The sequence below is a fragment of the Mediterraneibacter catenae genome (assembly GCF_008691045.1).
Lineage (GTDB): Bacteria > Bacillota > Clostridia > Lachnospirales > Lachnospiraceae > Mediterraneibacter > Mediterraneibacter ornithocaccae.
Genome location: NZ_VMSO01000001.1, coordinates 334197 through 354692 on the forward strand (window position 1 = coordinate 334197; position 20496 = coordinate 354692).

Consider the following 20496-nt stretch of genomic DNA (forward strand, 5'->3'; position numbering starts at 1 on the left):
GTGACATACATGACTGAAATTGAATTTAAGAAAGTAGAGCTGGAACACAGGGCTCTGATTTCCGGATTTTTTCATAAATACTGCAGCAGAAGCTGTGAGAGGTCTTTTGTAAATGTTTATCTGTGGTCCAGATATTATCCTGTTACTTTCGGAATCGTAGAATCTGCGCTGGTATTTAAAAATGAAAGTGAAACAAGGCTGGCATTCGCCTTCCCGGCAGGCGAGACCGGTAATGTGAAGCGGGCTCTGGAGCTGCTGGAAAACTACAGCCATGAGCGGGGATGTCCTTTCTGCCTCTATAATATTACTGAAAGTAATTTTGCACTTCTGGAAGAATGGTATCCGGGAAGATTTCAGATCAAATATGATGAAGATCTGGCTGATTATGTATATGAAACCGAGAAACTTGCCTCACTTTCCGGGAAAAAACTTCACGCAAAACGGAATCATATAAACAAATTTAAGGCCGTATATGAAGGGCGCTGGAGTTATGAACCCATGTCTTCCGACAATGTGGAAGAATGCTTCCAGATGGCGCTTATTTGGCGTCAGGAAAACGACTGTGAGGAAGAGGAAGAAAAACTTGCTGAAATCTGCGTGGCATTGAATTCTTTGCGGCTTTTTGAAGAGCTGGAACTTACAGGGGGAGTCCTGCGGGTGGACGGTGAAGTGGTTGCCTTTACCATTGGAGAACCCCTCTGTGGAGATACATTTGTCGTCCATATTGAGAAAGCTCTTTCCCGTGTGCCGGAGGCTTATGCGATGATCAACCAGCAGTTTGTCTGTCACTCCTGTATGGATTACCGTTATGTAAACCGCGAGGAGGACACAGGATCAGAAGGACTGCGCCAGGCAAAACGTTCTTATCGTCCTGCATTTATGGTGGAAAAAGGATTTGTGACAGAATGCAGGGGTTAACCTGTAAAAACTGCATAGCTGTTGCGGGATTTTGTATAAAGCACAAACATAATTGACTGATAATTAAATGATTGAATGAAAAATATCAAAAAAATAGTTGACAAAACAGAAATAAAGAGTTATTATTAATTCAACAAATAAAACTGATTGAAAGTTTTAGAGAAACCCATTGAATATCGGAATTGAGAAATGGGTAATCAGATATAGAGAAAGATCATAATGACGAGAAAGTTATGAGAGAAGTAAAATCTATATCGAAGAAAGATTATCGAGGAACTCAAGTTCAATGGGAATTTAAGTAAAGGAGGTACGGACCACCGGGAACATAAGTTAAGTCTATCAATCACAAAAGAAAGATAGAAAGAGGTAAAAGAAAATGATAGAAATATCAGTATGAAAGTGGATGTTGATCAAGACAGATTGGTTGGCATCCACTTTCTATTATTGTTTGTGATGGTCAGGTATGGCAGTAACCTGGATTATGGCCACTGTGTAAATATTAATTGTTATATCTTGTCAATAAACAGGAACATTGATAGAATAAGGAAAGCAGACGCCGGTACATTAGAAAGATGACAGCTGTGACGGTGTTGTACATATTTCAGGGGAGTATGGGAATCTATGGCAAAGAGCAGCAATCAGAAAGCGAAAATTTTATATCTGATGGAACTGTTCATGCGGGAGACAGATGAGGAGCATCCGGTTTCCCGGAAAGTCCTGGAAGAGAAGCTGGCGGCTCAGGGAATCCGTGCAGAGCGGAAGAGCCTTTACAATGACATTGAGACTCTGAAAAATTTTGGTATGGATATCGCTTATCGTAAAGAACATCCGGAGGGATATTATCTTGCGGAGAGGGAATTCGAGATGCCGGAGCTGAAGCTTCTTGTGGATGCCGTCCAGTCCTCAAGATTTATCACTCAGAAGAAATCCGATACGCTGATTCGAAAAATCGAAAAGCTGACCAGCCGGTACGAAGCGCGTGCACTGCAGCGGCAGGTGGTCGTGGCCGATCGCATCAAGGCGATGAATGAAAGCATTTATTATAATGTAGATAAACTTCATACGGCAATCGCGCTGAACAGACAGATTGTCTTCAGGTATTTTGAATGGACAGTTTCCAAAGAAATACGTCTTAGGAGAGACGGCGGAAATTATCATGTGAGCCCGTGGGCGCTGACCTGGGACAATGAGAATTACTACCTCATCGGTTATGATACAGATGCAGATATCATTAAACATTTCCGGGTGGACAAGATGCTGAATATCGAGCTGACCGGGCAGGAAAGAGACGGGCGTGATGAGTTTTCCAGATTCGATCTTGCACGGTACACGAAACGGACATTTGGAATGTTCGGCGGAAATGAAGAAACAGTCCGGATCAGATTCCATAACAGGTTTGTAGGAGTTGTGATAGACCGTTTTGGGAAGGACGTACCTCTGCGCACGGATGGGAGAGATTACTTTGTGGCCCGCGTGGAGGTGGCCGTCAGTGAACAGTTCTTTGGATGGATAACCGGACTGGGAAGGGATGTGCAGATAATCTCACCGAAGTCTGTTGTGGAGGAGTACAGAAGTCTGCTGGAAGACCTGGGGAAAATATATGAAAAAAATAATTAAGGGGTAAAGGTGTAGTTATATGAATGTAAATGAAATTTTTGACGTGATACGTAACTTTGATCTGAGTGGTATAATTCGGGAATTGGGGGCAGAAGAGCATGTGCTGACGCAGCCGGAAATGATAGGCCTTGCAGCTGCCGCGGCGACCGGACTTCTGCTCTGCCTTCTCGGCCTGAAGATCGTGCGTGTATGGGCGGCTCTTACCGGTCTGATCCTCGGTTTTGCCGGCGGACTGACAGCGGGCGGGATGCTCGGGCTGAACGAGACGGGAATGCTGATTGCCGGAGGTGTGCTGGGAATTATACTTGCAGTACTTGGAGCTGTTCTTTACCGTGTGGGTGTATTTCTGACGGTGTTTGCTTCGGCAGCCGGCGTCAGTGTATATCTGATCGCTCCGCAGGATTGGATATGGTCGCTGGTTTGTGTCGCGATTGCCCTTGCAGCCGCAATCCTCGCGATACGGTTTGTGGCTGTGCTCACAATTATTGTAACTTCAGTGGGCGGAGCGGCAGCGGCGGGAACTGCCATCTATTATTTGCTCCCGGTAACAGGAAGCCTGATACATATCGCACTTTGCGTAGTCATCTGCGTTATCGGTATCCTTGTACAGCTGCTCCTTGAGTCAAAAAAACAGAAAAAAAGAAGCCTTAAAAAAGCGGCGCAGATCAGAGAAGAAAAATCCACAGCGAATGAGGTCGAAAAAGCCCGTGCCATGATGGAGAATCTGGACAAAATGTCGGAGGATAACGACGAGGAGCCTGCTGAAGAGGCAGAGGAAGATGAATATCTGGACGAAGAGCCGGAAGAAGATTTTGAAGATGATGATATGATTATAATAGATTTGGATGACGAGGAAGAATCCAAAAAGTAAATGTTTAAAGAAGGAAAAGATAGGTAAAGTCCGTTTTATGACACACCTGACCTGTTAAGATAGACCTGTCAAAACGAAATAAGAGGTAAATCTTATCAGAGAAAGGTGTGTTTTTATGTATAGCAGAAAATCTGTTTTTAAGGGAATTGCAGCGGTTATGGGAATCATTATACTGATTATAGTGGCTGTGCTGTACTGTTTTACGGAGATTTCGGTTCCGGTGCCGGTATATGCGGCGGTGTGGTTCGGGTGTCTGGCAGCGATGCTTGCAGGAACATCCCGGAAGTAGCTTTTGAGTATCAATGTTCAATTCAGCACGCGCCGTTCGCAAAACTGTACTGACGTGCTGTCTGCGGCTTAACTGTTTCTGAAAAGTCCGTGTTCTCATATTGTCACCGGTCTGTTGTTTGATGTATAATTAGTTTATAATAACTGCATCATAAAGAGAGCAGAATAAAAAGGGGGCTTGTGTATGAAGATAGATATGCACTGCCACGTAAAAGAGGGCTCTATCGACAGTAAGGTCGGAGTGGAAGAATACATTACAATATTAAAGCAGCACGGATTTCAGGGAATGGTCATTACCGATCATGATACGTATAATGGATATCGCTACTGGAAAGAGCATATCAAGGGTAAAAAACATACAGATTTTGTGGTGCTTAAAGGAATCGAGTATGACACCCGTGACGCGGGACACATCCTTGTTATTATGCCGGAGGGAGTAAAGATGAGGCTTCTTGAGATGAGAGGGATGCCTTTGGCGCTCCTGATTGACCTGGTGCACAGGAACGGCGGTGTGCTTGGACCTGCACATCCGTGTGGCGAGAAATATATGAGCTTTACAAATGCAAGGAGATATTATTTGTCACCGGAAATTGCCAAAAGATTCGATTTTGTGGAGGCGTTTAACAGTTGTGAACCGGTTGAGTCCAATGCCGGTGCGGAGAAACTGGCGAAGAAATACGGGAAGGTCACGACGGGCGGAAGCGATGCGCATAAACCGGACTGCGTGGGGACAGGCTATACGATCCTGCCTGAGCCGGTGACATGCGAGACGGAACTGATTTCGCTGATCCACAAGAAGACCGCGTTTAAGGCCGGAGGCACGCTCTACGGGAAGACGACAAAAGAAAAGATTGGAAAGATCAACAAACTGCTCGTGTATTCGTTCTGGGTATATAATAAGAGCGGCGAGCTGCTTAAGCGCCGGGGTAGAAACAAGAAGATGGAAGAAGAGCATCCGTTTGACCCGATCGATCCCATCGAACTGTATTATCATTCGTAGCAGCCAGCCGAATAACAGCAGATATGCAGCCTGAAAAGAAAAAGCTGCCTGTCAGTTATCTTCGTAACTGATAGACAGCTTTTCCGTTTTCATGCGTTTCTGTGATCATTTTCTGTTTTATCATATATGGAAGGATCGAGTCGAGGAACTGTTTCGGATCCGTTACGGCAATCTGCTCCCTGCTGAAGGGCTGCTTTGCTGTCAGATTTTTTATGAAAGGCTCCAGTTCCTTTTCTGTCATGGCTCCGTTTTTCTTCAGCGCCTTTTTAACTTTTGATATACCTTTCGCGCTGAGCATATTGGAGAGATCCTGCTGCTGGCGTATTGAGCGCCACAATCCCCACGCGTAGATGATCATCGTTGCAAGGGCGAAAAGGAGGACATAAGGAAGATATTCTAATATCATTTTACTTTCTCTCCTTTCCAGCGGATCAGACGGTTGTCATGGAGGATCTCAAGGAATTTGATCAGCCTTGACAGTGACTTTTCCATCTTAGGGAAACGGGCGTCAAGCTCTTTGGAGAGCTGGTGCACGTCTTTCATATCATCGATGGCGAGCCATACGAAACTGCCGTAGTCGTCCAGCTTCACATCGCTCACGCGGGGACGGTGGAAAAACTTCTGGGCGATCCTGTGGTAGAATCCTTTCCATTCAATATAGACAGTGACCCTGCCGTTTTCATCAGTTCCGTATTCAATCTCCGGATTCTTTACCGGGATGTAGTCCAGATAATTGTTATCTTTCTTTTTCTTCATTACAGAGATTTCCTTTTTATCTAATAAATATTATGTCCGTCTGCGCCGGAGGCTGTCCGGCTGCGGAGCTGGCCCATTAGTGAATCATAACATAACACAGAAAGAAACAGCCTGCAAGAGGCAGGCTGTTTTTCTTATATTTATTTTTCCTTCTTCATACAGCGTGTGTACAGGAAGTACAGAAGCAGGATGAAGACGATCAGGCTTACAAACTGCGGAGTAGTGAAATTAAATCTCGCACTCAGATTGATTACGGAATCCACTTTCAAAACTGCAAGTACTGCAAGCACAATACCGATGATACCTTCTCCGGCGATCAGACCGGAAGTGAAGAGTACGCCTCTGTCTGCGCGTGCTTTCTTCTCTTCGTCTGTTCCTTTGATCTTCTCAACGATGAAGCGGACAGCACCGCCGGCCATGATACCCGCACTTAAGCTGAATGGCAGGTACATACCTACTGCAAACGGCATAACCGGAACTTTCAGGATCTCTGCCACGATAGCGATGAACACTCCGATGAAGATCAGAGCCCACGGAAGTTCAGCATTCATGATACCTTCAACGAGCATCTTCATCATAGTCGCCTGAGCTGCAGGAAGTTCCTCTGTACCATAGTGCCATGCTTCGTTCAGCAGGTAGAGAACACCGCCGATTGCTGCAGCTGATACAACGACACCGATCATTTCACCAATCTGCTGTTTCTTCGGAGTAGCTCCGACAATGAAACCGGTCTTAAGATCCTGTGACGTATCTCCGGCGATTGCCGCGATGATACAGATAACACCGCCAATTGCGATTGCTCCGACCATACCTGTTGTTCCTGTTGTTCCTGTAACTTTCAGGAGCAGTGTGGCAATGATCAGTGTAGCAATAGCCATACCGGATACCGGGTTGTTGGATGAACCGATCAGTCCGACCATACGTGAGGATACGGATGCAAAGAAGAATCCGAAGATCACGATGATCAGGGAACCTACCGGATTAACCGGGAATGTCGGGATGATCCAGATCAGGAGCACGATCGCCAGAATGATCACAAGGAGGATCGGCATCGGCAGATCCTGCTGTGTACGCAGTGCGTTTTTCTGTGCGTGCTTCTTGCTCATGCTCGCCATTGCCTGCTTGAATGTGCGGACGATCAGCGGGAATGTCTTGATCAGGCTGATGATACCGCCGGCTGCAACGGCTCCGGCACCGATATATTTAATGTAGTTAGACCACAGAAGGGACGGACCGCCGCCTTCCATTGTAAGCATCTCATTAATAGACACTTCTCCGGGGAAGATTGTTGCATCTCCGCCGAACAGTGCGATCGCCGGCATGAGAACGAACCAGCTTAATGTACCGCCGGCCAGCATATAGCTGGAGATCTTCGGTCCGCAGATAAATCCGACGCCTGCAAGTGACGGGAGTACCTGGATACCGATCTGGGATCCTGCATAGCTTTTGAATGCATATCCAATCTCACTCGGGAAGAGCTTCAGACCGTCTGCGATAAATTTGTAAAGTGCAGCAACTCCAAGTCCTGTGAATACAGAACCAGCCTTGCTGCCGCCTTCCTCACCTGCAAGAAGAACTTCTGCACAGGCAGTTCCTTCCGGGAACGGAAGTGTTCCGTGTTCCTCTACAATAAGAGCCTGGCGGAGCGGCACCATAAAGCAGACTCCGAGAAGACCGCCAAACAGTGCGATGAAGAAGATAGTGATAACGCTCGGGTAATCAATCTTTCCTTCCTCTGCCCAGAGGAAAAGTGCAGGCAGTGTGAAGATCGCGCCTGCTGCAAGAGACTCACCGGCAGAACCGATTGTCTGTACGAGGTTGTTCTCAAGGATGGAATCCCTGCGAAGGATCACACGGATGATTCCCATAGAGATAACTGCCGCCGGAATAGAAGCGGAGATTGTCATACCAACGAGAAGACCGATGTATGCATTCGCTGCGCCGAATACAACTGCAAGGATGATACCGATGAGAACAGAGGTTACCGTAAATTCCGGGACGATCTTGTCCGCAGGGATATACGGCTTGAACTCATTTTTGTTGTCCATGTTACATACATTCCTTTCTTTTGTTTTTTAACGACTTCTTAACGCAGTCTTGACCATTATATCACTTGACCATGCTAAAGGGAAGAAGAAATTTCATACAATTTTTATATATTATCCATAATTATTTTGACATTATGAAATATACGTATGCTTTATACAGTATCCTATATCGGGAAATTGAGTGCAAAATGAATGAACAAAATAGTAAAGCTTCAAAAAACAGACAATACATAACAAAAAATCGAAGAAAACAAGCAAAAAAATGCAAGAAAGCATTGACGAACCGTCATTAATCGGATACAATACCATTCAGTGACTAAAAATAATGAAGAGAAAGTGGAGGAGTCCTGCAATGACTGCGTACAAAGATTTGAGTAGAGATGAGTTATTGGAACTGAAGAGTGGGCTGGAGGCCCGTTTTACAGAGATCAAGGCCAAGGGCCTGAAACTGGATATGTCCCGCGGAAAGCCGTCCGCAGAACAGCTCAACCTGTCCATGGAGATGATGGATGTATTGAACAGCGGTGCCAACCTGACCTGTGAGGACGGAGTTGACTGCAGGAACTACGGCGGGCTGGACGGAATCGCCGAGGCAAAACAGCTTCTTGCGGATATGATGGAAGTGCCGAAAGATAATGTAATCATCTTCGGAAATTCCAGTCTGAACGTTATGTATGATACAGTTGCAAGAGCAATGACACACGGAGTACTCGGAAGCACACCGTGGTGCAAGCTCGACAAAGTAAAATTCCTCTGCCCGGTACCGGGATATGACAGACACTTTGGTATTACAGAGCACTTCGGAATCGAGATGATCAACATCCCGATGACGCCTACGGGACCGGATATGGATCTGGTAGAGAAATATGTAAATGAGGATCCGGCAGTAAAAGGTATCTGGTGCGTGCCGAAATATTCCAATCCTCAGGGAATCACATACTCTGACGAGACAGTATTCCGCTTTGCGAATCTGAAGCCGGCGGCAGAAGACTTCAGAATCTACTGGGATAATGCATACTGCGTACATCATCTGTATGAAGATAAGCAGGATTACCTTATCGAGATCCTGACAGAGTGTAAGAAAGCCGGCAATCCGGATATGGTTTACAAGTTCTCCTCTACATCCAAGATCAGCTTCCCGGGATCAGGTATTGCGGCTCTTGCAGCATCAGATGCAAACTTAAAAGAGATACGCAGCATGATGCAGGTACAGACAATCGGACACGACAAGGTGAATCAGCTGCGCCATGTACGTTTCTTCAAAGATGTACACGGAATCGTAGAGCACATGAAAAAACACGCAGATATTCTCAGACCGAAGTTCGAGGCCGTTATCGATATCTTCGAGAAAGAACTCGGAGGGCTGGAGATCGGTTCATGGACAAAACCGCTGGGAGGATATTTTATTTCCTTTGACTCCATGGACGGCTGCGCGAAAGCAATCGTTGCAAAAGCGAAAGAGGCAGGGGTCGTACTCACAGGCGCCGGCGCTACTTTCCCGTATGGCAAAGATCCGCACGACAGCAATATCCGTATTGCGCCGTCTTATCCGACGCCGGAAGAACTGTCTCTGGCGACAGATATCTTTGTACTGAGCGTAAAACTGGTCAGCATCGACAAACTGCTGGGTAACCTGTAAGAAACAACAGAAGGAAAGTCGGAATTGTTCCGGCTTTCTTTTTTTAGTGCGCTGTTCGTTTTCACACAACGGACAGACCTCTTTCATCATCTATTCACGGAAATAACATATGATTCAGCGAAACTGTTACCAGAAGATATATGAAAGGTAAATATGCGCTGAAATAAATATGAAAGAATCTATAAAAGTCAGGCTGAAACAATTACAGAGGATATCAGGACGTATTTTCAGATCAAGACTCCTTGTCCTCATGGGTGTTTTCTGCCTGACTTCTTCTATGCTTGTCTGCAGATGTTTTTATCTCCAGATTATAAAAGGAGAGGAGTATGCCGAAGAATACGAACTCCGGATCAAAAAGACAGAAGAGATCAAAGCAACCCGGGGGAATATTTACGACCGGAATGGAAATCTCCTAGCATACAATGAACTTGCCTATTCTATCACGATCGAAGATCCCACTTCCTCCGACAGCCCTGTATCTGAGCGGAATGAGACGATCAACGCAATACTTGAACAGGTTCTTGAGATCGTAGAGGAAAACGGGGACTCAGTGATCAATTCGTTCGGTATTACTCTGGACTCTTCAGGAAACTATCAGTTCAGCCAGACAAATGAAACGCAGCGGCTCAGATTCGTGGCTGATGTGTACGGATATTCGTCGGCGGATGATCTGACAGATGAACAGAAAAATCAGACGGCAGATGATATTATCGAATATCTGTGTACGGATGAAATATATGGATACGGGCTGGATTATAACGGATCTGATCCGGGGTATATCCTCGATATGGTCAATATGCGCTATGCCATGCATCTGAACAGCTACCAGAAATACATGTCTACAACTATTGCCACAGGAGTCAGCAGGGAAACGGCGGCAGCAGTCATGGAGAATAAGGATGTTCTTACAGGGGTGGACATTGCGGAGGATTCAGTCAGAAAATATACCGATTCAGAAGTTTTTTCTTCGATCATCGGATATACGGGACAGATTTCGGAGGAAGAGTACAGCGCCCTGAGCGATGAGGAGCAGGAGAACCGCTCCAGGAGCGGAGGACAGCAGTGATATTATCATCCCCGTGGGGGATGCGTATTACTCAATGATCGGAAATTCTGTCATCGATTACACGGAATTCGGCGACGAGGATGCAGGTGAGGCAGAACAGGAAGTGTACGGCATATTTATGGAGAAGCGGGCGTCTGTCTGTGAGGATATCATGGAACAGCTCTCGGACAGTGATGCCGCGTCAGATGACAGCCTTACGGATGAGATGCAGGATTATATGGACTATGTCTGTGATACTGTCCTGACAGAGAATACAGGGATACTGGACAGCGGCGCCGTTGACTACAGCGACGATACTTATACGGAATGGTCGCAGGGGAACATCAGTCTGTATGCTTATCTGAACTATGCCATATCCCGGAACTGGATCAATACAGTGAATCTTTCCGGCAGCTCTTACTCAAGTTCGGCAGAAATCTATCAGGCAATCCTGGATTATGTCGAAGAATACATCGAAAGCGACAGCGGACTGACAGTACTGCTCTATATGGCGGACGGAACGCAGCTTGGTTTCGTGGGAAATGTGGATCTGTACACCATGTTCGGAAACGCCCTCGACAACGCTGTCGAGAGTGTCGTGAAGCAGGAGGACGTGCAGAAACGCGTCATCCAGGTGTCGGTCTTCCATGAGAAGAATCTGCAGATGATCCGTGTCCGCAACTACTGCGACGAGAAACCGGTATTCTCGGACGGACTGCCGGTCAGTACGAAAAAAGACCGCAGATATCACGGATACGGGCTGAAGAGTATCCGATATACGGCAGAGAAATACGGAGGAGGGATCGTATGCCAGGCGGCGGATAATTATTTCGTGCTCCAGATACTTCTTCCGATTCCGGAAAGCGTTCGGGAATAAAGATGAGACGGATTTTTTCTTGACAATTTCCCGGACGGGGAATACAATATAACAGTGATATATAACACTGTTACAAGGAGGCGCAGACATATAGAAGGGAACCTGACAACTTTAGAACGCATCCATCAGGCAGCAAAAGCTGAGTTTTTGGAAAAAGGCTACAAAGACGCTTCTCTGCGAAACATTGTCAGATCGGCGGGCATGACCACCGGAGCTTTTTACGGGTACTACAAAAGCAAAGAACAGTTGTTTGAAGCACTGGCAGGCAGACACTATGAATATATCCTGAACCGCTTTCAGAAAGCACAGAAAGAGTTCGCCGGCCTGCCGCCGCACAGGCAGCCGGAGGTCATGAGCGAAATATCGGGCCTGTGTATGTATGATATTCTTCATTATGCGTATGACCATCTGGAGGAATGCAAGCTTATCCTCTGCTGTTCGGAAGGTACGAAGTTTTCCGGGCTTATTGATGAAATGGTGGAGATCGAAGCGGAGGGAACGCATGCCTATCAGAATGTGTTGCGGGAGCTTGGCCGTCCTTCCCCGAAGATTGACCCTGTGCTGGAACACATTCTGATCACCGGCATGTTCCATACGTTCTTTGAACTGGTCATTCATGAGATGCCGCTGCGTGACGCAGAGAACTATGTGAAAGAGATGCGTGCTTTTTATACAGCCGGATGGATGAAAATTATGGGGCAGTAAAGCCCCCTGATTTTTGCCCGAAAGTTAGATAAAACTAACTAAAGAGATATAAGGCGAACACGTATGCGGCGCCCTTGTACACTGACACTGTCATAAATCAATAGAAAAGGAGGAAGTATCGTTGAAAAAACAATCCAATCTGTCACGCCTGCTCAAAATAGCAGGCAGTCACAAATATCTGCTCTACGCTTCGTGGGTACTATCAGCAGTCAGCGCATTTATCGCGCTGGTACCATTCTATTATATCTGGAAGGTGATCCGGGACGTGCTGGACGCCGCGCCGGATTTCGGACAGGCGGAGAACCTGCCCCGTAACGGCTGGATGGCGGTGCTGTTTTCAGTCATTGCGGTGCTGATTTATATCTCCGGACTGATGTGTTCCCACAAGGGAGCGTTTCGTGTTGCCACAAATCTGCGTCTGCGGACGATGGAACATATCATAAAACTGCCGCTCGGATTCGCAGAGAGCTTCGGAAGCGGCAGACTGCGCAAAATTGTCAATGAGTCCAGCGCAGCCACCGAAACATATCTGGCTCATCAGCTTCCGGACCGCTGCAATGCGATTGCGACACCCTGCGGCCTTCTGATACTGCTGCTGGTATTCGACTGGAGGCTGGGACTCTTAAGCCTCGTGCCGGTGGTGCTGGGCTTTCTGATCATGATGGCAATGACAGGGCGGCGGATGCAGGAAAAAATGAAAGAGTATCAGGACGCGCTGGACGACATGTCTAATGAGGCGGTGGAATATGTCCGGGGTATTCCCGTAGTCAAAACGTTCGGGCAGACTATATTTTCTTTTAAAAAATTCAAGGACTCGATCGACCGGTATAAAGTATGGGTTATTGCTTACACGAAAGAACTCCGGACGCCTATGATGTTCTATACGGCGGCTGTTAACGGTGTTTTTGCGACACTGATCGCAGGAGGGCTGGCATTTACCCGAAACGGCGTGACGACAGAATTCCTCCTGGATCTGATCTTCTATATCGTCATTACGCCGGTCATCTCGGTTACACTGACCCGTATTATGTTTCAAAGTGAAAATGCGATGATCGTAAACGATGCCCTGCAGAGGATCGACAGTGTTTTAAACCTGAAACCTCTGGAAGAGACAGAGCATCCCGGGCATCCGAAAGACGCTTCGGTGGAACTGCAGAATATCCGATTCAGCTATGACGGTGAAACGGACGTATTGAAAGATATATCTCTCGCCATTCCCCAGGGACAGACTGTGGCTTTTGTCGGGCCGTCCGGCGGAGGAAAGACGACTCTGGCGAACCTGATCCCGCGTTTTTTTGATCCGAAGAGCGGGAGCGTGAGGATCGGCGGAGTCAATGTGAAAGATATTCCCAAAGAGGAACTCATGAATACAGTTTCCTTTGTATTCCAGAACAGCCGCCTTATCAAAGCCACTGTTTTGGAAAATGTCCGTATGGGCAAACCGGACGCATCCAGAGAAGAGGTGCTTGACGCGCTCCACAACGCCCAGTGCGACGATATTCTCGAAAAACTGCCGCATGGCGCAGATACCGTGATTGGAACAAAAGGCGTTTACCTGTCGGGAGGCGAACAGCAGAGGATCGCGATCGCCCGCGCTATGCTGAAAAATGCGCCTGTCATAATATTAGATGAAGCTACGGCATTTGCCGATCCGGACAATGAGACGAGAGTACAGGCTGCCTTTTCCAAACTCGCCGAAGGCAAAACGGTCATTATGATCGCCCACCGGCTTTCTACTGTGGCGGGAGCAGATCAGATCTATGTGATCTGCGACGGGCGTGTCGCTGAGAGGGGCACCAGCCGGGAACTGATGGAGCGAGGCGGGATTTTCAGCCGTATGTGGCAGAACTATCAGACATCTGTTCAATGGAAAGTTGCAAAGGAGGTATAAGAAAATGATACAACGCCTGCAAAAACGCTACGCCCTCTCTGAACAGGGGGCAAAGGATCTTGTGAAAGGATGCCTGGCCTGCGTCCTTCAGAATCTTTCATTCATGTTTCCGGTAAGTCTGCTTTATTTTCTGGTGAGCGATCTGCTAAACGGCGGAATCGCTTCCGGAAAATCAGTTTTTTATATCATCGGCTGCGCAGTGTGCATCGGACTGATCCTGTTTACCACATACCTCCAGTATAATGCGACTTATTTTGCTACATATACGGAAAGCGGTGTGCGGCGGATCACACTGGCGGAACGGCTGAGGAAAATTCCGCTTTCATTTTTCGGGAAAAAAGACCTGGCTGACCTTACGAGTACGATCATGGCCGACTGCACGTTCCTGGAACAGAGTTTTTCTCATTTTATACCCGAACTGGCGGGATCCGTGATCTCTACGATTCTTGTCGCCGTCAGCCTGTTTGTTTTTGACTGGCGTATGGCGCTGGCGGCACTGTGGGTAATGCCGGTGGCCTTTGCTATTGTGGGATTTTCTGCAAGGATCCAGGAGAATCTTAATCAGAAAGCAATGGACGTCAAGATGGAATGCGCGGACGGGATCCAGGAGTGCATCGAAACCGTGAGGGATCTGAAAGCGAACAATGCGGAACAGGAATACATGGAAGGACTGGAAAAGAAAATACGCGCGGTGGAACGCCGGTCAATCCTCAACGAATTCGGACTGGCAGCCTTTGTGGTTTCTGCGTCTCTGGTGTTAAAGCTTGGAATCGCTACGGTTGCGCTGACCGGCTCCATACTGCTGGTCAGGGGAAGCCTGGATGTGATAACGTTCTTTTTGTTCCTGCTGGTCGTATCACGATTGTATGATCCGCTGCAGGGAGCGCTGCAAAACCTGGCGGCGGTGATCAGTACGCGCACCAATATTGCCCGCATGAACGAGATCCTTGATCATCCCATACAGCAGGGAGAAAACAGGCTGACGAATAAAGGATGTGATATTGTATTCGAACATGTGGGGTTTGCATACAATACCGGGGAAACAGTGCTGAAAGATGTATCTTTTACCGCCAGACAGGGAGAAGTCACAGCTCTGGTCGGACCGTCCGGCGGAGGAAAAACGACGGTTTCCAGACTGGCGGCGAGATTCTGGGATGTAAGCAGCGGGAAGATTACCGTAGGCGGGATGGATATTTCCCGCACGGATCCGGAAGCGCTTTTGTCTCTGTTCTCGATCGTATTTCAGGATGTTACTTTATTTGACAATACGATCCTGGAAAATATCCGGATCGGAAACAAGAATGCAACGGATAAGCAGGTGATCGAGGCGGCAAGGCTTGCCAATGTGGATGAATTTGCGGAAAAGCTGCCGGATGGGTGGAATACGGACATCGGGGAAAACGGCTGTGAACTTTCGGGCGGAGAACGTCAGCGCATTTCCATAGCCCGTGCTTTTCTGAAAAATGCTCCGATCATCCTCTTAGACGAGGCGACGGCGTCACTGGATGTTGAAAATGAGACGCTGATCCAGACAGCGCTTTCCCGTCTGATCGCTGATAAGACCGTACTGGTGATCGCCCACCGGATGCGCACTGTGGCCGGCGCCGATAAGATTGTGGTGCTTGCAGACGGCGCGGTGGCAGAAGAAGGCTCTCCGGAGAAACTGCTGGAGAAGAACGGAATCTATGCCCGCATGGTGAAACTGCAGTCGGAAAGCCAGAACTGGAAACTGAAATAAAAGGAAGGCGTTGACCGATTGTGCCGCGTTTTCGACCAATTGTGCCGTAATCCGCATAAAATCCTCCCGGATGATATTCTGGAACCATAAAAAATATCAAACAGAATGGGAGGTAAAAACATGTCTGAGATGACAGCAAAATCCGGCAGGTCAAAACTGTCGGTCATCGCGGTGATGATCTGTATGCTCGTGATCATCAACTGCGTGCTCGCACGCATGCAGGATGATATCTCGATGTATTTAGGCGGCGGAACCGTGGATGGATCAACGCTCGAGTACGACTCGGCGGCATGCTTTGAAGAAGGCACTGGCATTTTCCACGGCGCAGGCAGCAACAGAGGATACGACGGATGCAGCGGCGGAGAGCAGTACGGATGCCGGTACAGAGAGCGGCACAGACGGATACGACGGAACTTCCGGGACTGACAGCGGTTCAGGAGCGGATACATCAGCAGAAAATACGAATAACTTCGTTTTTGACGGCGAGACGGGAGACTTCAGCTTTACCGGTGATGAATCTGCAGAGTATTATACGGTGTGGATCTACTCTGTGGACGAGGAAGGAAATCAGTCCGACAGCTATGTGGCGGCTTCCTCGAGACTTACCGGGACGGGCGAGATCACCGGAAATGTGGACTTGAGCGAGCTGGCATTCGGAACTTACTATACATTGAGCTAACAGACGGAATCAGTCCTGCTGGTCTCTATCCAGGCAGTCGATGCATTGCCCGCTGAATTATCATCATTATATTCATCAATAGAAGAGTAAGATCCGCTGAGAAAAAGCACAGCGGCCAAGGTCAGCGCCGCTACAGCAAGGAACAGACAGATACAAAAGATGCGTATATTGCGGCGGAATGATCCCCTTTTCTTGTCTTCCCGAGACATGTCCGGTATCCGGGGAGTCTCCGGCGGATTTGAGTGATAGATATAATTGCTCACGGTTTGACCTCCTATCTTTTGTATCCAATGTATACCCGGTATGTGAAGCATTTTTAGAAAAAGAGTGAATAATTTATGTTCTGAAAATGAAAGATTTAAATTTATATATGAAATGTGATATAATATTTTCATTTGCCGGCGGTATCGGCGGAAGAAGGTTTTATAAAGCGGATACAGAGAGGAAGGACATATATGGATTTTCATACTATATTCAGATCGCGCTGCCTGGTTGCGGATGGGGCGCTTGGAACATATTACAGAGAAAAATACGGGGACACCCGGAGAGCACCCGAGCTTGATAATCTGGCAGATCCCTGCAAGATAGAGACAATTCATCGAGAATATATCAAAGCAGGAGCTGATATCCTGAGAACGAACAGTTTTGCATCAAATGTCCGGACGCTGTGTCCCGATCGTGCGGGAAAAATGACGAGAGACGAGCGGTTGAAAACAGTTTACGACAATGTCTCAGCCGCATGCCGGATTGCAAAGACAGCGGTAAAACAGGAACAGACGGCTGCAGCTGAGGAAGGGCGTAAGCTGAAAGAAATCTATATTGCCGGGGATATCGGACCTGTACCGGAACAGCATAGCTCTGATGATCAGGATGAAGAGATTATCGAGGAATATAAGGAAATGGTCAGGGCTCATCTGGATGCAGGGATCAATCTGATCTGGTTTGAAACATTTGCAGATTTTGAGCGTATCCTGCCTGTGGCCGAATGGATCAGAAGTATAAGACACGCCTTTATCATGGCAAGCTTTTCTGTCAATGCATTTGGTTATACTAAGACGGGGCTCAGTATGGGAGAGCTGATCAAAACAGCGAAGGAAAGTGATCTGATAGACGGGATCGGCTTCAACTGCGGCGTCGGTCCGTCTCATCTGAGCAGACTGATGAAGCGGCAGAACCTGGGAGAACTGATCGTGGCTGTCTCACCGAATGCAGGGTATGCGGACCGTATCGAGAACAGAATGATCTATCGTGATAACTCGGGATATTTCTGCGAGGCAATGAAGGAAATTGCAGCCCTCGGGGTGAATGTAATCGGCGGATGCTGTGGAACCAATCCGTCATATACGAGGCGGCTGGCACGGACCGCAGAAAACATGCCAATTGCAAAAAGACTTGCAGACCGTCCGGAGCAGCGTGCAGAGTCAGAGATCCGCTATGACAATAATCTGTTTATCAGAAAGCTCTACTCAGGCGAAAAAGTAGTGATTGCCGAGCTGGATCCTCCTTTTGACGGAAATGACAGGAAGATGATGGAGGCAGCGGGAGTCCTTAAACGCGCCGGGGTGGAAATGATCACGTTTTCAGACTCCCCGATGGGAAAGATGCGCGCTTCTGCCGCAATGTCTGCTGTCAAAGTATCAAATCAGATGCAGATTGAGACTATGCCCCATATGGCGTGCCGCGACAGGAATACGATAGGGATCGGCTCGGAAATACTTGGAGCATACATGAACGGCATACGGAATTTCCTGTTTGTGACCGGAGATCCGGTGCCGGTGGGAGACAGAGGAAGCATTACTTCAGTCTATGACCATCACTCGGTTACTCTGATGAACTATGTAAGGCAGATGAACCGGGAACTCTTCTCCGAAGATCCGATCGCTTATGGCGGAGCGTTGAATTATGGCAGAAAAAATATTGATGCAGAGATCAGAAGAATGGAGAAAAAATGCGAGGCAGGCGCCTCCTTCTTTCTGACACAGCCGATCTATTCTGATGAGGATATTGAGCGGATCCGTTACATAAAGAGCAGGATAGACACAAAGATCATCTGCGGAATTATGCCGCTGGTCAGTTACCGCAACGCGTTGTTTATGAAAAATGAGATTACGGGAATCCATGTACCGGATGAGATCATCGCACAGTACACCAAAGATATGAGCAGAGAAGAAGCACAGGCAGCGGGCGTACGGATCGCAGCCGGAATTGCAGGAAAACTTGGTGAAATTGCAGATGGATTTTACTTCATGGTACCGTTTAACCGCGCTGCGATGATCGCAGAGATTATGGAAATAATGAGATGATTTTAGCCAGCAGTATTTGAGAAGTATATGAAATACCGCTTCTGACGGTGTAAAATAGATAGAAAGCAGAGTCAAAGAGAGGAGAATCATAATGAAACGGTCAAAAATCAACGCGGTAATCAAAGACATGGAAAAACTGATCAAAGAGCACGGATTCGAAATCCCGCCGTTCTGTAACTGGACACCGGAGGAGTGGAAATCGAAGAGTCATGAGTACGATGAGATCAGGGACAATATGCTGGGATGGGACATTACTGATTACAGTATATAATTCTACAGAGGACGGAGGGTTTGCAGACACTGATGTGACCGTACACAGTGACGGAAGAACCTATACTGTTCCTGCGGGAACACGTGTGAGACTGATACCGGGAGAAAGTATCACAATCCAGCCTTATCTCTATCATGATTTTCATGTAGAGGAAGGTACGGGAGATGTTCTGCTCGGAGAAGTTTCCATGTGTAATGATGATGAGAATGACAACCGCTTTTATGAGCCAATCGGAAGATTTCCATCTATCGAGGAAGACGAGCCGGCATACAGGCTGCTCTGCAACGAGTACCCGGCTGCTAAAGAGTGATCGAACAGTATGTGGCATTTAATAATCATACCTCCCAGGCATACTCCACCATGTAAACAAAGTATTTGTCTATAGTCTCAACCGGTTATACAATATATACAGACCAAAAGATAATAATTGTATTTCAAACTGGAGGCGTTACACATGGATACAGAAAAAATGAAACAGGACTTAGGCGGTGGAAGTGTATTTGAGATCGGCGAGCCGAACACAGCGTTTGCCCAGTATTTTATCGGACAGAGCTACCTGAAAATGCTCACAACAGAAAGAGTTGGAGTCGGCAACGTGACATTCGAGCCGGGCTGCCGTAACAACTGGCACATCCACCACAAAGGCGGTCAGATCCTGCTTGTAACAGGCGGACGTGGCTGGTATCAGGAGTGGGGAAAACCTGCACAGGAGCTGCATGCAGGCGATGTTGTGAATATTCCGCCGGAGGTAAAACATTGGCATGGAGCAGCAAAGGATAGTTGGTTCCAGCATCTTGCTATTGAGGTGCCGGCTGAGGGCGCATCCAATGAATGGCTTGAGGAAGTTTCGGACGAAGAATACGGAAAATTAAAATAGCATGCTATGAAAGGGAGTAATGATCATGACAGAAGCAGCAGAAAAATATATTAACAGATTATATCCCGGCGGAGAGTATAAACTCGCGTCCACAGACCCGGAGTTTTCCGAGTTCTTTACGAATTTCTCCTGTGACGAAGTTGTCAGTCAGGACGACCTCGACGACCGTACAAGGATGATGGCAATCCTGTCAGCCCTCATTGGATGTCAGGGAATCGATGAATTCAGAGAAATCCTTCCGGGGGCACTGAATCTCGGAGTAACACCGGTGGAAGTGAAGGAAATCGTCTATCAGGCATGTGCTTATCTCGGAATCGGAAGAGTGCGTCCGTTTTTCGATGCTGCTAATGATATCCTGACAGAAAAAGGAATTACACTTCCGCTTGAAGGACAGGCGACCACAACCAGTGAGGATCGTGTAGAAAAGGGCGAGCAGGCACAGGTCGATATCTTTGGCGACGGTATGAAAGGATTTGCAACATCAGGACCGGAGGAGAGCCGACATATCAACCGCTGGCTTTCCGGCAACTGCTTCGGTGATTATTATACCCGCACAGGTCTGGGATATGCTCAGAGGGAGATGATCACGTTCTGTTTCCTGGCAGCACAGGGCGGATGCGAACCGCAGCTCACCTCCCATGCTGCCGGCAATATGAAAGTAGGAAATGACAAATTGTTTCTGATTAAGATCATTTCCCAGTGCCTTCCATACATCGGATATCCGAGAAGCCTTAATGCACTCAGATGTGTGAATGAGGCAGCCTCTCAATTATAGAAAAGCCGGTAGTCAGCTGATGACTATATGTAAACACTTTCTGTATCAGCATACTGCTTGCAGAAAGTGTTTTTTATGTTGTACATGCGTTAAGAAACAGCTCTTATTATGATTTCTGTCTGGATATTGGCCTCCTAATAATGTTATAATAACTTTAACAGTTCACAAGGATAAAGGACTGTTCCGTTTTATCAAAGC

Annotated in this window: 19 protein-coding genes and 1 pseudogene; 16 read left to right on the forward strand and 4 right to left on the reverse strand. The window is 47.4% G+C overall.

The window, feature by feature from the left end; translation table 11 throughout:
* The first annotated feature begins 9 nt into the window (after positions 1-9).
* The 5 genes from FNY66_RS01495 to FNY66_RS01510 all read left to right on the forward strand — a co-directional run bounded on the left by FNY66_RS01495 (position 10) and on the right by FNY66_RS01510 (position 4694).
* Positions 10-918: a DUF2156 domain-containing protein gene (locus FNY66_RS01495; RefSeq protein WP_087150230.1), complete on the forward strand. Its 909-nt coding sequence runs from the start codon at positions 10-12 to the stop codon at positions 916-918.
* A 621-nt stretch (positions 919-1539) separates the two neighbouring features.
* Complete coding sequence (locus FNY66_RS01500) at positions 1540-2535, forward strand: helix-turn-helix transcriptional regulator (RefSeq protein WP_087150231.1); 996 nt, start codon at positions 1540-1542, stop codon at positions 2533-2535.
* A 19-nt stretch (positions 2536-2554) separates the two neighbouring features.
* On the forward strand, positions 2555-3406 hold the full coding sequence (locus tag FNY66_RS01505) for a hypothetical protein (protein ID WP_087150232.1): 852 nt from the start codon (positions 2555-2557) through the stop codon (positions 3404-3406).
* Positions 3407-3521: 115 nt separating this feature from the next.
* On the forward strand, positions 3522-3695 hold the full coding sequence (locus FNY66_RS15405; protein WP_162607862.1) for a hypothetical protein: 174 nt from the start codon (positions 3522-3524) through the stop codon (positions 3693-3695).
* A gap of 183 nt (positions 3696-3878) precedes the next feature.
* Positions 3879-4694, forward strand: a complete 816-nt coding sequence (locus tag FNY66_RS01510; protein ID WP_087150233.1) for a PHP domain-containing protein — start codon at positions 3879-3881, stop codon at positions 4692-4694.
* Positions 4695-4749: 55 nt separating this feature from the next.
* On the opposite strand, the gene FNY66_RS01515 is transcribed toward FNY66_RS01510, so the two are convergent.
* The 3 genes from FNY66_RS01515 to FNY66_RS01525 all read right to left on the reverse strand — a co-directional run bounded on the left by FNY66_RS01515 (position 4750) and on the right by FNY66_RS01525 (position 7498).
* Positions 4750-5100, reverse strand: coding sequence for a hypothetical protein (locus FNY66_RS01515; RefSeq protein WP_190324744.1), 351 nt, complete (start codon positions 5098-5100; stop codon positions 4750-4752).
* Positions 5097-5450: a PqqD family protein gene (locus FNY66_RS01520; protein ID WP_190324745.1), complete on the reverse strand. Its 354-nt coding sequence runs from the start codon at positions 5448-5450 to the stop codon at positions 5097-5099. The genes FNY66_RS01515 and FNY66_RS01520 overlap by 4 nt, the downstream gene beginning before the upstream one ends.
* A 140-nt stretch (positions 5451-5590) precedes the next feature.
* Positions 5591-7498 carry an OPT family oligopeptide transporter gene (locus tag FNY66_RS01525; protein ID WP_150310085.1) on the reverse strand — a complete coding sequence of 636 codons (1908 nt, stop codon included), beginning with the start codon at positions 7496-7498 and terminating at the stop codon, positions 5591-5593.
* 352 nt (positions 7499-7850) lie between these two features.
* On the opposite strand from FNY66_RS01525, the gene FNY66_RS01530 reads away from it, so the two are divergent.
* The 7 genes from FNY66_RS01530 (at position 7851) to FNY66_RS01560 (ending at position 16072) form a co-directional block, all read left to right on the forward strand.
* A complete protein-coding gene (locus FNY66_RS01530) occupies positions 7851-9137 on the forward strand; it encodes an aminotransferase class I/II-fold pyridoxal phosphate-dependent enzyme (RefSeq protein WP_087150236.1) in 1287 nt (428 codons plus the stop codon).
* A 169-nt stretch (positions 9138-9306) separates the two neighbouring features.
* The gene (locus FNY66_RS01535) at positions 9307-10203 is read left to right on the forward strand and encodes a penicillin-binding protein 2 (RefSeq protein ID WP_150310086.1); all 897 of its coding nucleotides are present in this window, start codon (positions 9307-9309) and stop codon (positions 10201-10203) included.
* 34 nt (positions 10204-10237) lie between these two features.
* On the forward strand, positions 10238-11059 hold the full coding sequence (locus FNY66_RS15675) for an ATP-binding protein (RefSeq protein ID WP_229409411.1): 822 nt from the start codon (positions 10238-10240) through the stop codon (positions 11057-11059).
* Between the two features lie 90 nt (positions 11060-11149).
* The gene (locus FNY66_RS01545; protein WP_150310120.1) at positions 11150-11764 is read left to right on the forward strand and encodes a TetR/AcrR family transcriptional regulator; all 615 of its coding nucleotides are present in this window, start codon (positions 11150-11152) and stop codon (positions 11762-11764) included.
* Positions 11765-11885: 121 nt separating this feature from the next.
* Complete coding sequence (locus FNY66_RS01550) at positions 11886-13655, forward strand: ABC transporter ATP-binding protein (protein ID WP_087150237.1); 1770 nt, start codon at positions 11886-11888, stop codon at positions 13653-13655.
* A gap of 4 nt (positions 13656-13659) precedes the next feature.
* Entirely contained in the window at positions 13660-15393 is a 1734-nt protein-coding gene (locus FNY66_RS01555) for an ABC transporter ATP-binding protein (protein WP_087150238.1), read from the forward strand.
* 295 nt (positions 15394-15688) lie between these two features.
* Positions 15689-16072: a hypothetical protein gene (locus tag FNY66_RS01560; protein WP_087150239.1), complete on the forward strand. Its 384-nt coding sequence runs from the start codon at positions 15689-15691 to the stop codon at positions 16070-16072.
* On the opposite strand, the gene FNY66_RS01565 is transcribed toward FNY66_RS01560, so the two are convergent.
* Entirely contained in the window at positions 16069-16335 is a 267-nt protein-coding gene (locus FNY66_RS01565; RefSeq protein ID WP_150310087.1) for a hypothetical protein, read from the reverse strand. The genes FNY66_RS01560 and FNY66_RS01565 overlap by 4 nt on opposite strands.
* A 192-nt stretch (positions 16336-16527) precedes the next feature.
* Between FNY66_RS01565 and FNY66_RS01570 the strand changes: the two genes are divergently transcribed.
* The 4 genes and pseudogenes from FNY66_RS01570 to FNY66_RS01585 all read left to right on the forward strand — a co-directional run bounded on the left by FNY66_RS01570 (position 16528) and on the right by FNY66_RS01585 (position 20298).
* Positions 16528-18375, forward strand: a complete 1848-nt coding sequence (locus tag FNY66_RS01570; protein ID WP_087150241.1) for a bifunctional homocysteine S-methyltransferase/methylenetetrahydrofolate reductase — start codon at positions 16528-16530, stop codon at positions 18373-18375.
* A gap of 91 nt (positions 18376-18466) precedes the next feature.
* Positions 18467-18956, forward strand: a pseudogene (locus tag FNY66_RS01575) (D-lyxose/D-mannose family sugar isomerase).
* Positions 18957-19100: 144 nt separating this feature from the next.
* A complete protein-coding gene (locus FNY66_RS01580) occupies positions 19101-19523 on the forward strand; it encodes a cupin domain-containing protein (protein WP_150310088.1) in 423 nt (140 codons plus the stop codon).
* 19 nt (positions 19524-19542) lie between these two features.
* Positions 19543-20298 carry a carboxymuconolactone decarboxylase family protein gene (locus FNY66_RS01585; RefSeq protein ID WP_150310089.1) on the forward strand — a complete coding sequence of 252 codons (756 nt, stop codon included), beginning with the start codon at positions 19543-19545 and terminating at the stop codon, positions 20296-20298.
* Positions 20299-20496: the final 198 nt, after the last annotated feature.

Coding starts and splice junctions, on each gene's coding strand:
- FNY66_RS01495 (WP_087150230.1), top strand. CDS start 10: ATGACTGAAATTGAATTTAAGAAAGTAGAGCTGGAACACAGGGCTCTG.
- FNY66_RS01500 (WP_087150231.1), top strand. CDS start 1,540: ATGGCAAAGAGCAGCAATCAGAAAGCGAAAATTTTATATCTGATGGAA.
- FNY66_RS01505 (WP_087150232.1), top strand. CDS start 2,555: ATGAATGTAAATGAAATTTTTGACGTGATACGTAACTTTGATCTGAGT.
- FNY66_RS15405 (WP_162607862.1), top strand. CDS start 3,522: ATGTATAGCAGAAAATCTGTTTTTAAGGGAATTGCAGCGGTTATGGGA.
- FNY66_RS01510 (WP_087150233.1), top strand. CDS start 3,879: ATGAAGATAGATATGCACTGCCACGTAAAAGAGGGCTCTATCGACAGT.
- FNY66_RS01515 (WP_190324744.1), bottom strand. CDS start 5,100: ATGATATTAGAATATCTTCCTTATGTCCTCCTTTTCGCCCTTGCAACG.
- FNY66_RS01520 (WP_190324745.1), bottom strand. CDS start 5,450: ATGAAGAAAAAGAAAGATAACAATTATCTGGACTACATCCCGGTAAAG.
- FNY66_RS01525 (WP_150310085.1), bottom strand. CDS start 7,498: ATGGACAACAAAAATGAGTTCAAGCCGTATATCCCTGCGGACAAGATC.
- FNY66_RS01530 (WP_087150236.1), top strand. CDS start 7,851: ATGACTGCGTACAAAGATTTGAGTAGAGATGAGTTATTGGAACTGAAG.
- FNY66_RS01535 (WP_150310086.1), top strand. CDS start 9,307: ATGAAAGAATCTATAAAAGTCAGGCTGAAACAATTACAGAGGATATCA.
- FNY66_RS15675 (WP_229409411.1), top strand. CDS start 10,238: ATGATCGGAAATTCTGTCATCGATTACACGGAATTCGGCGACGAGGAT.
- FNY66_RS01555 (WP_087150238.1), top strand. CDS start 13,660: ATGATACAACGCCTGCAAAAACGCTACGCCCTCTCTGAACAGGGGGCA.
- FNY66_RS01570 (WP_087150241.1), top strand. CDS start 16,528: ATGGATTTTCATACTATATTCAGATCGCGCTGCCTGGTTGCGGATGGG.
- FNY66_RS01580 (WP_150310088.1), top strand. CDS start 19,101: ATGGATACAGAAAAAATGAAACAGGACTTAGGCGGTGGAAGTGTATTT.
- FNY66_RS01585 (WP_150310089.1), top strand. CDS start 19,543: ATGATCATGACAGAAGCAGCAGAAAAATATATTAACAGATTATATCCC.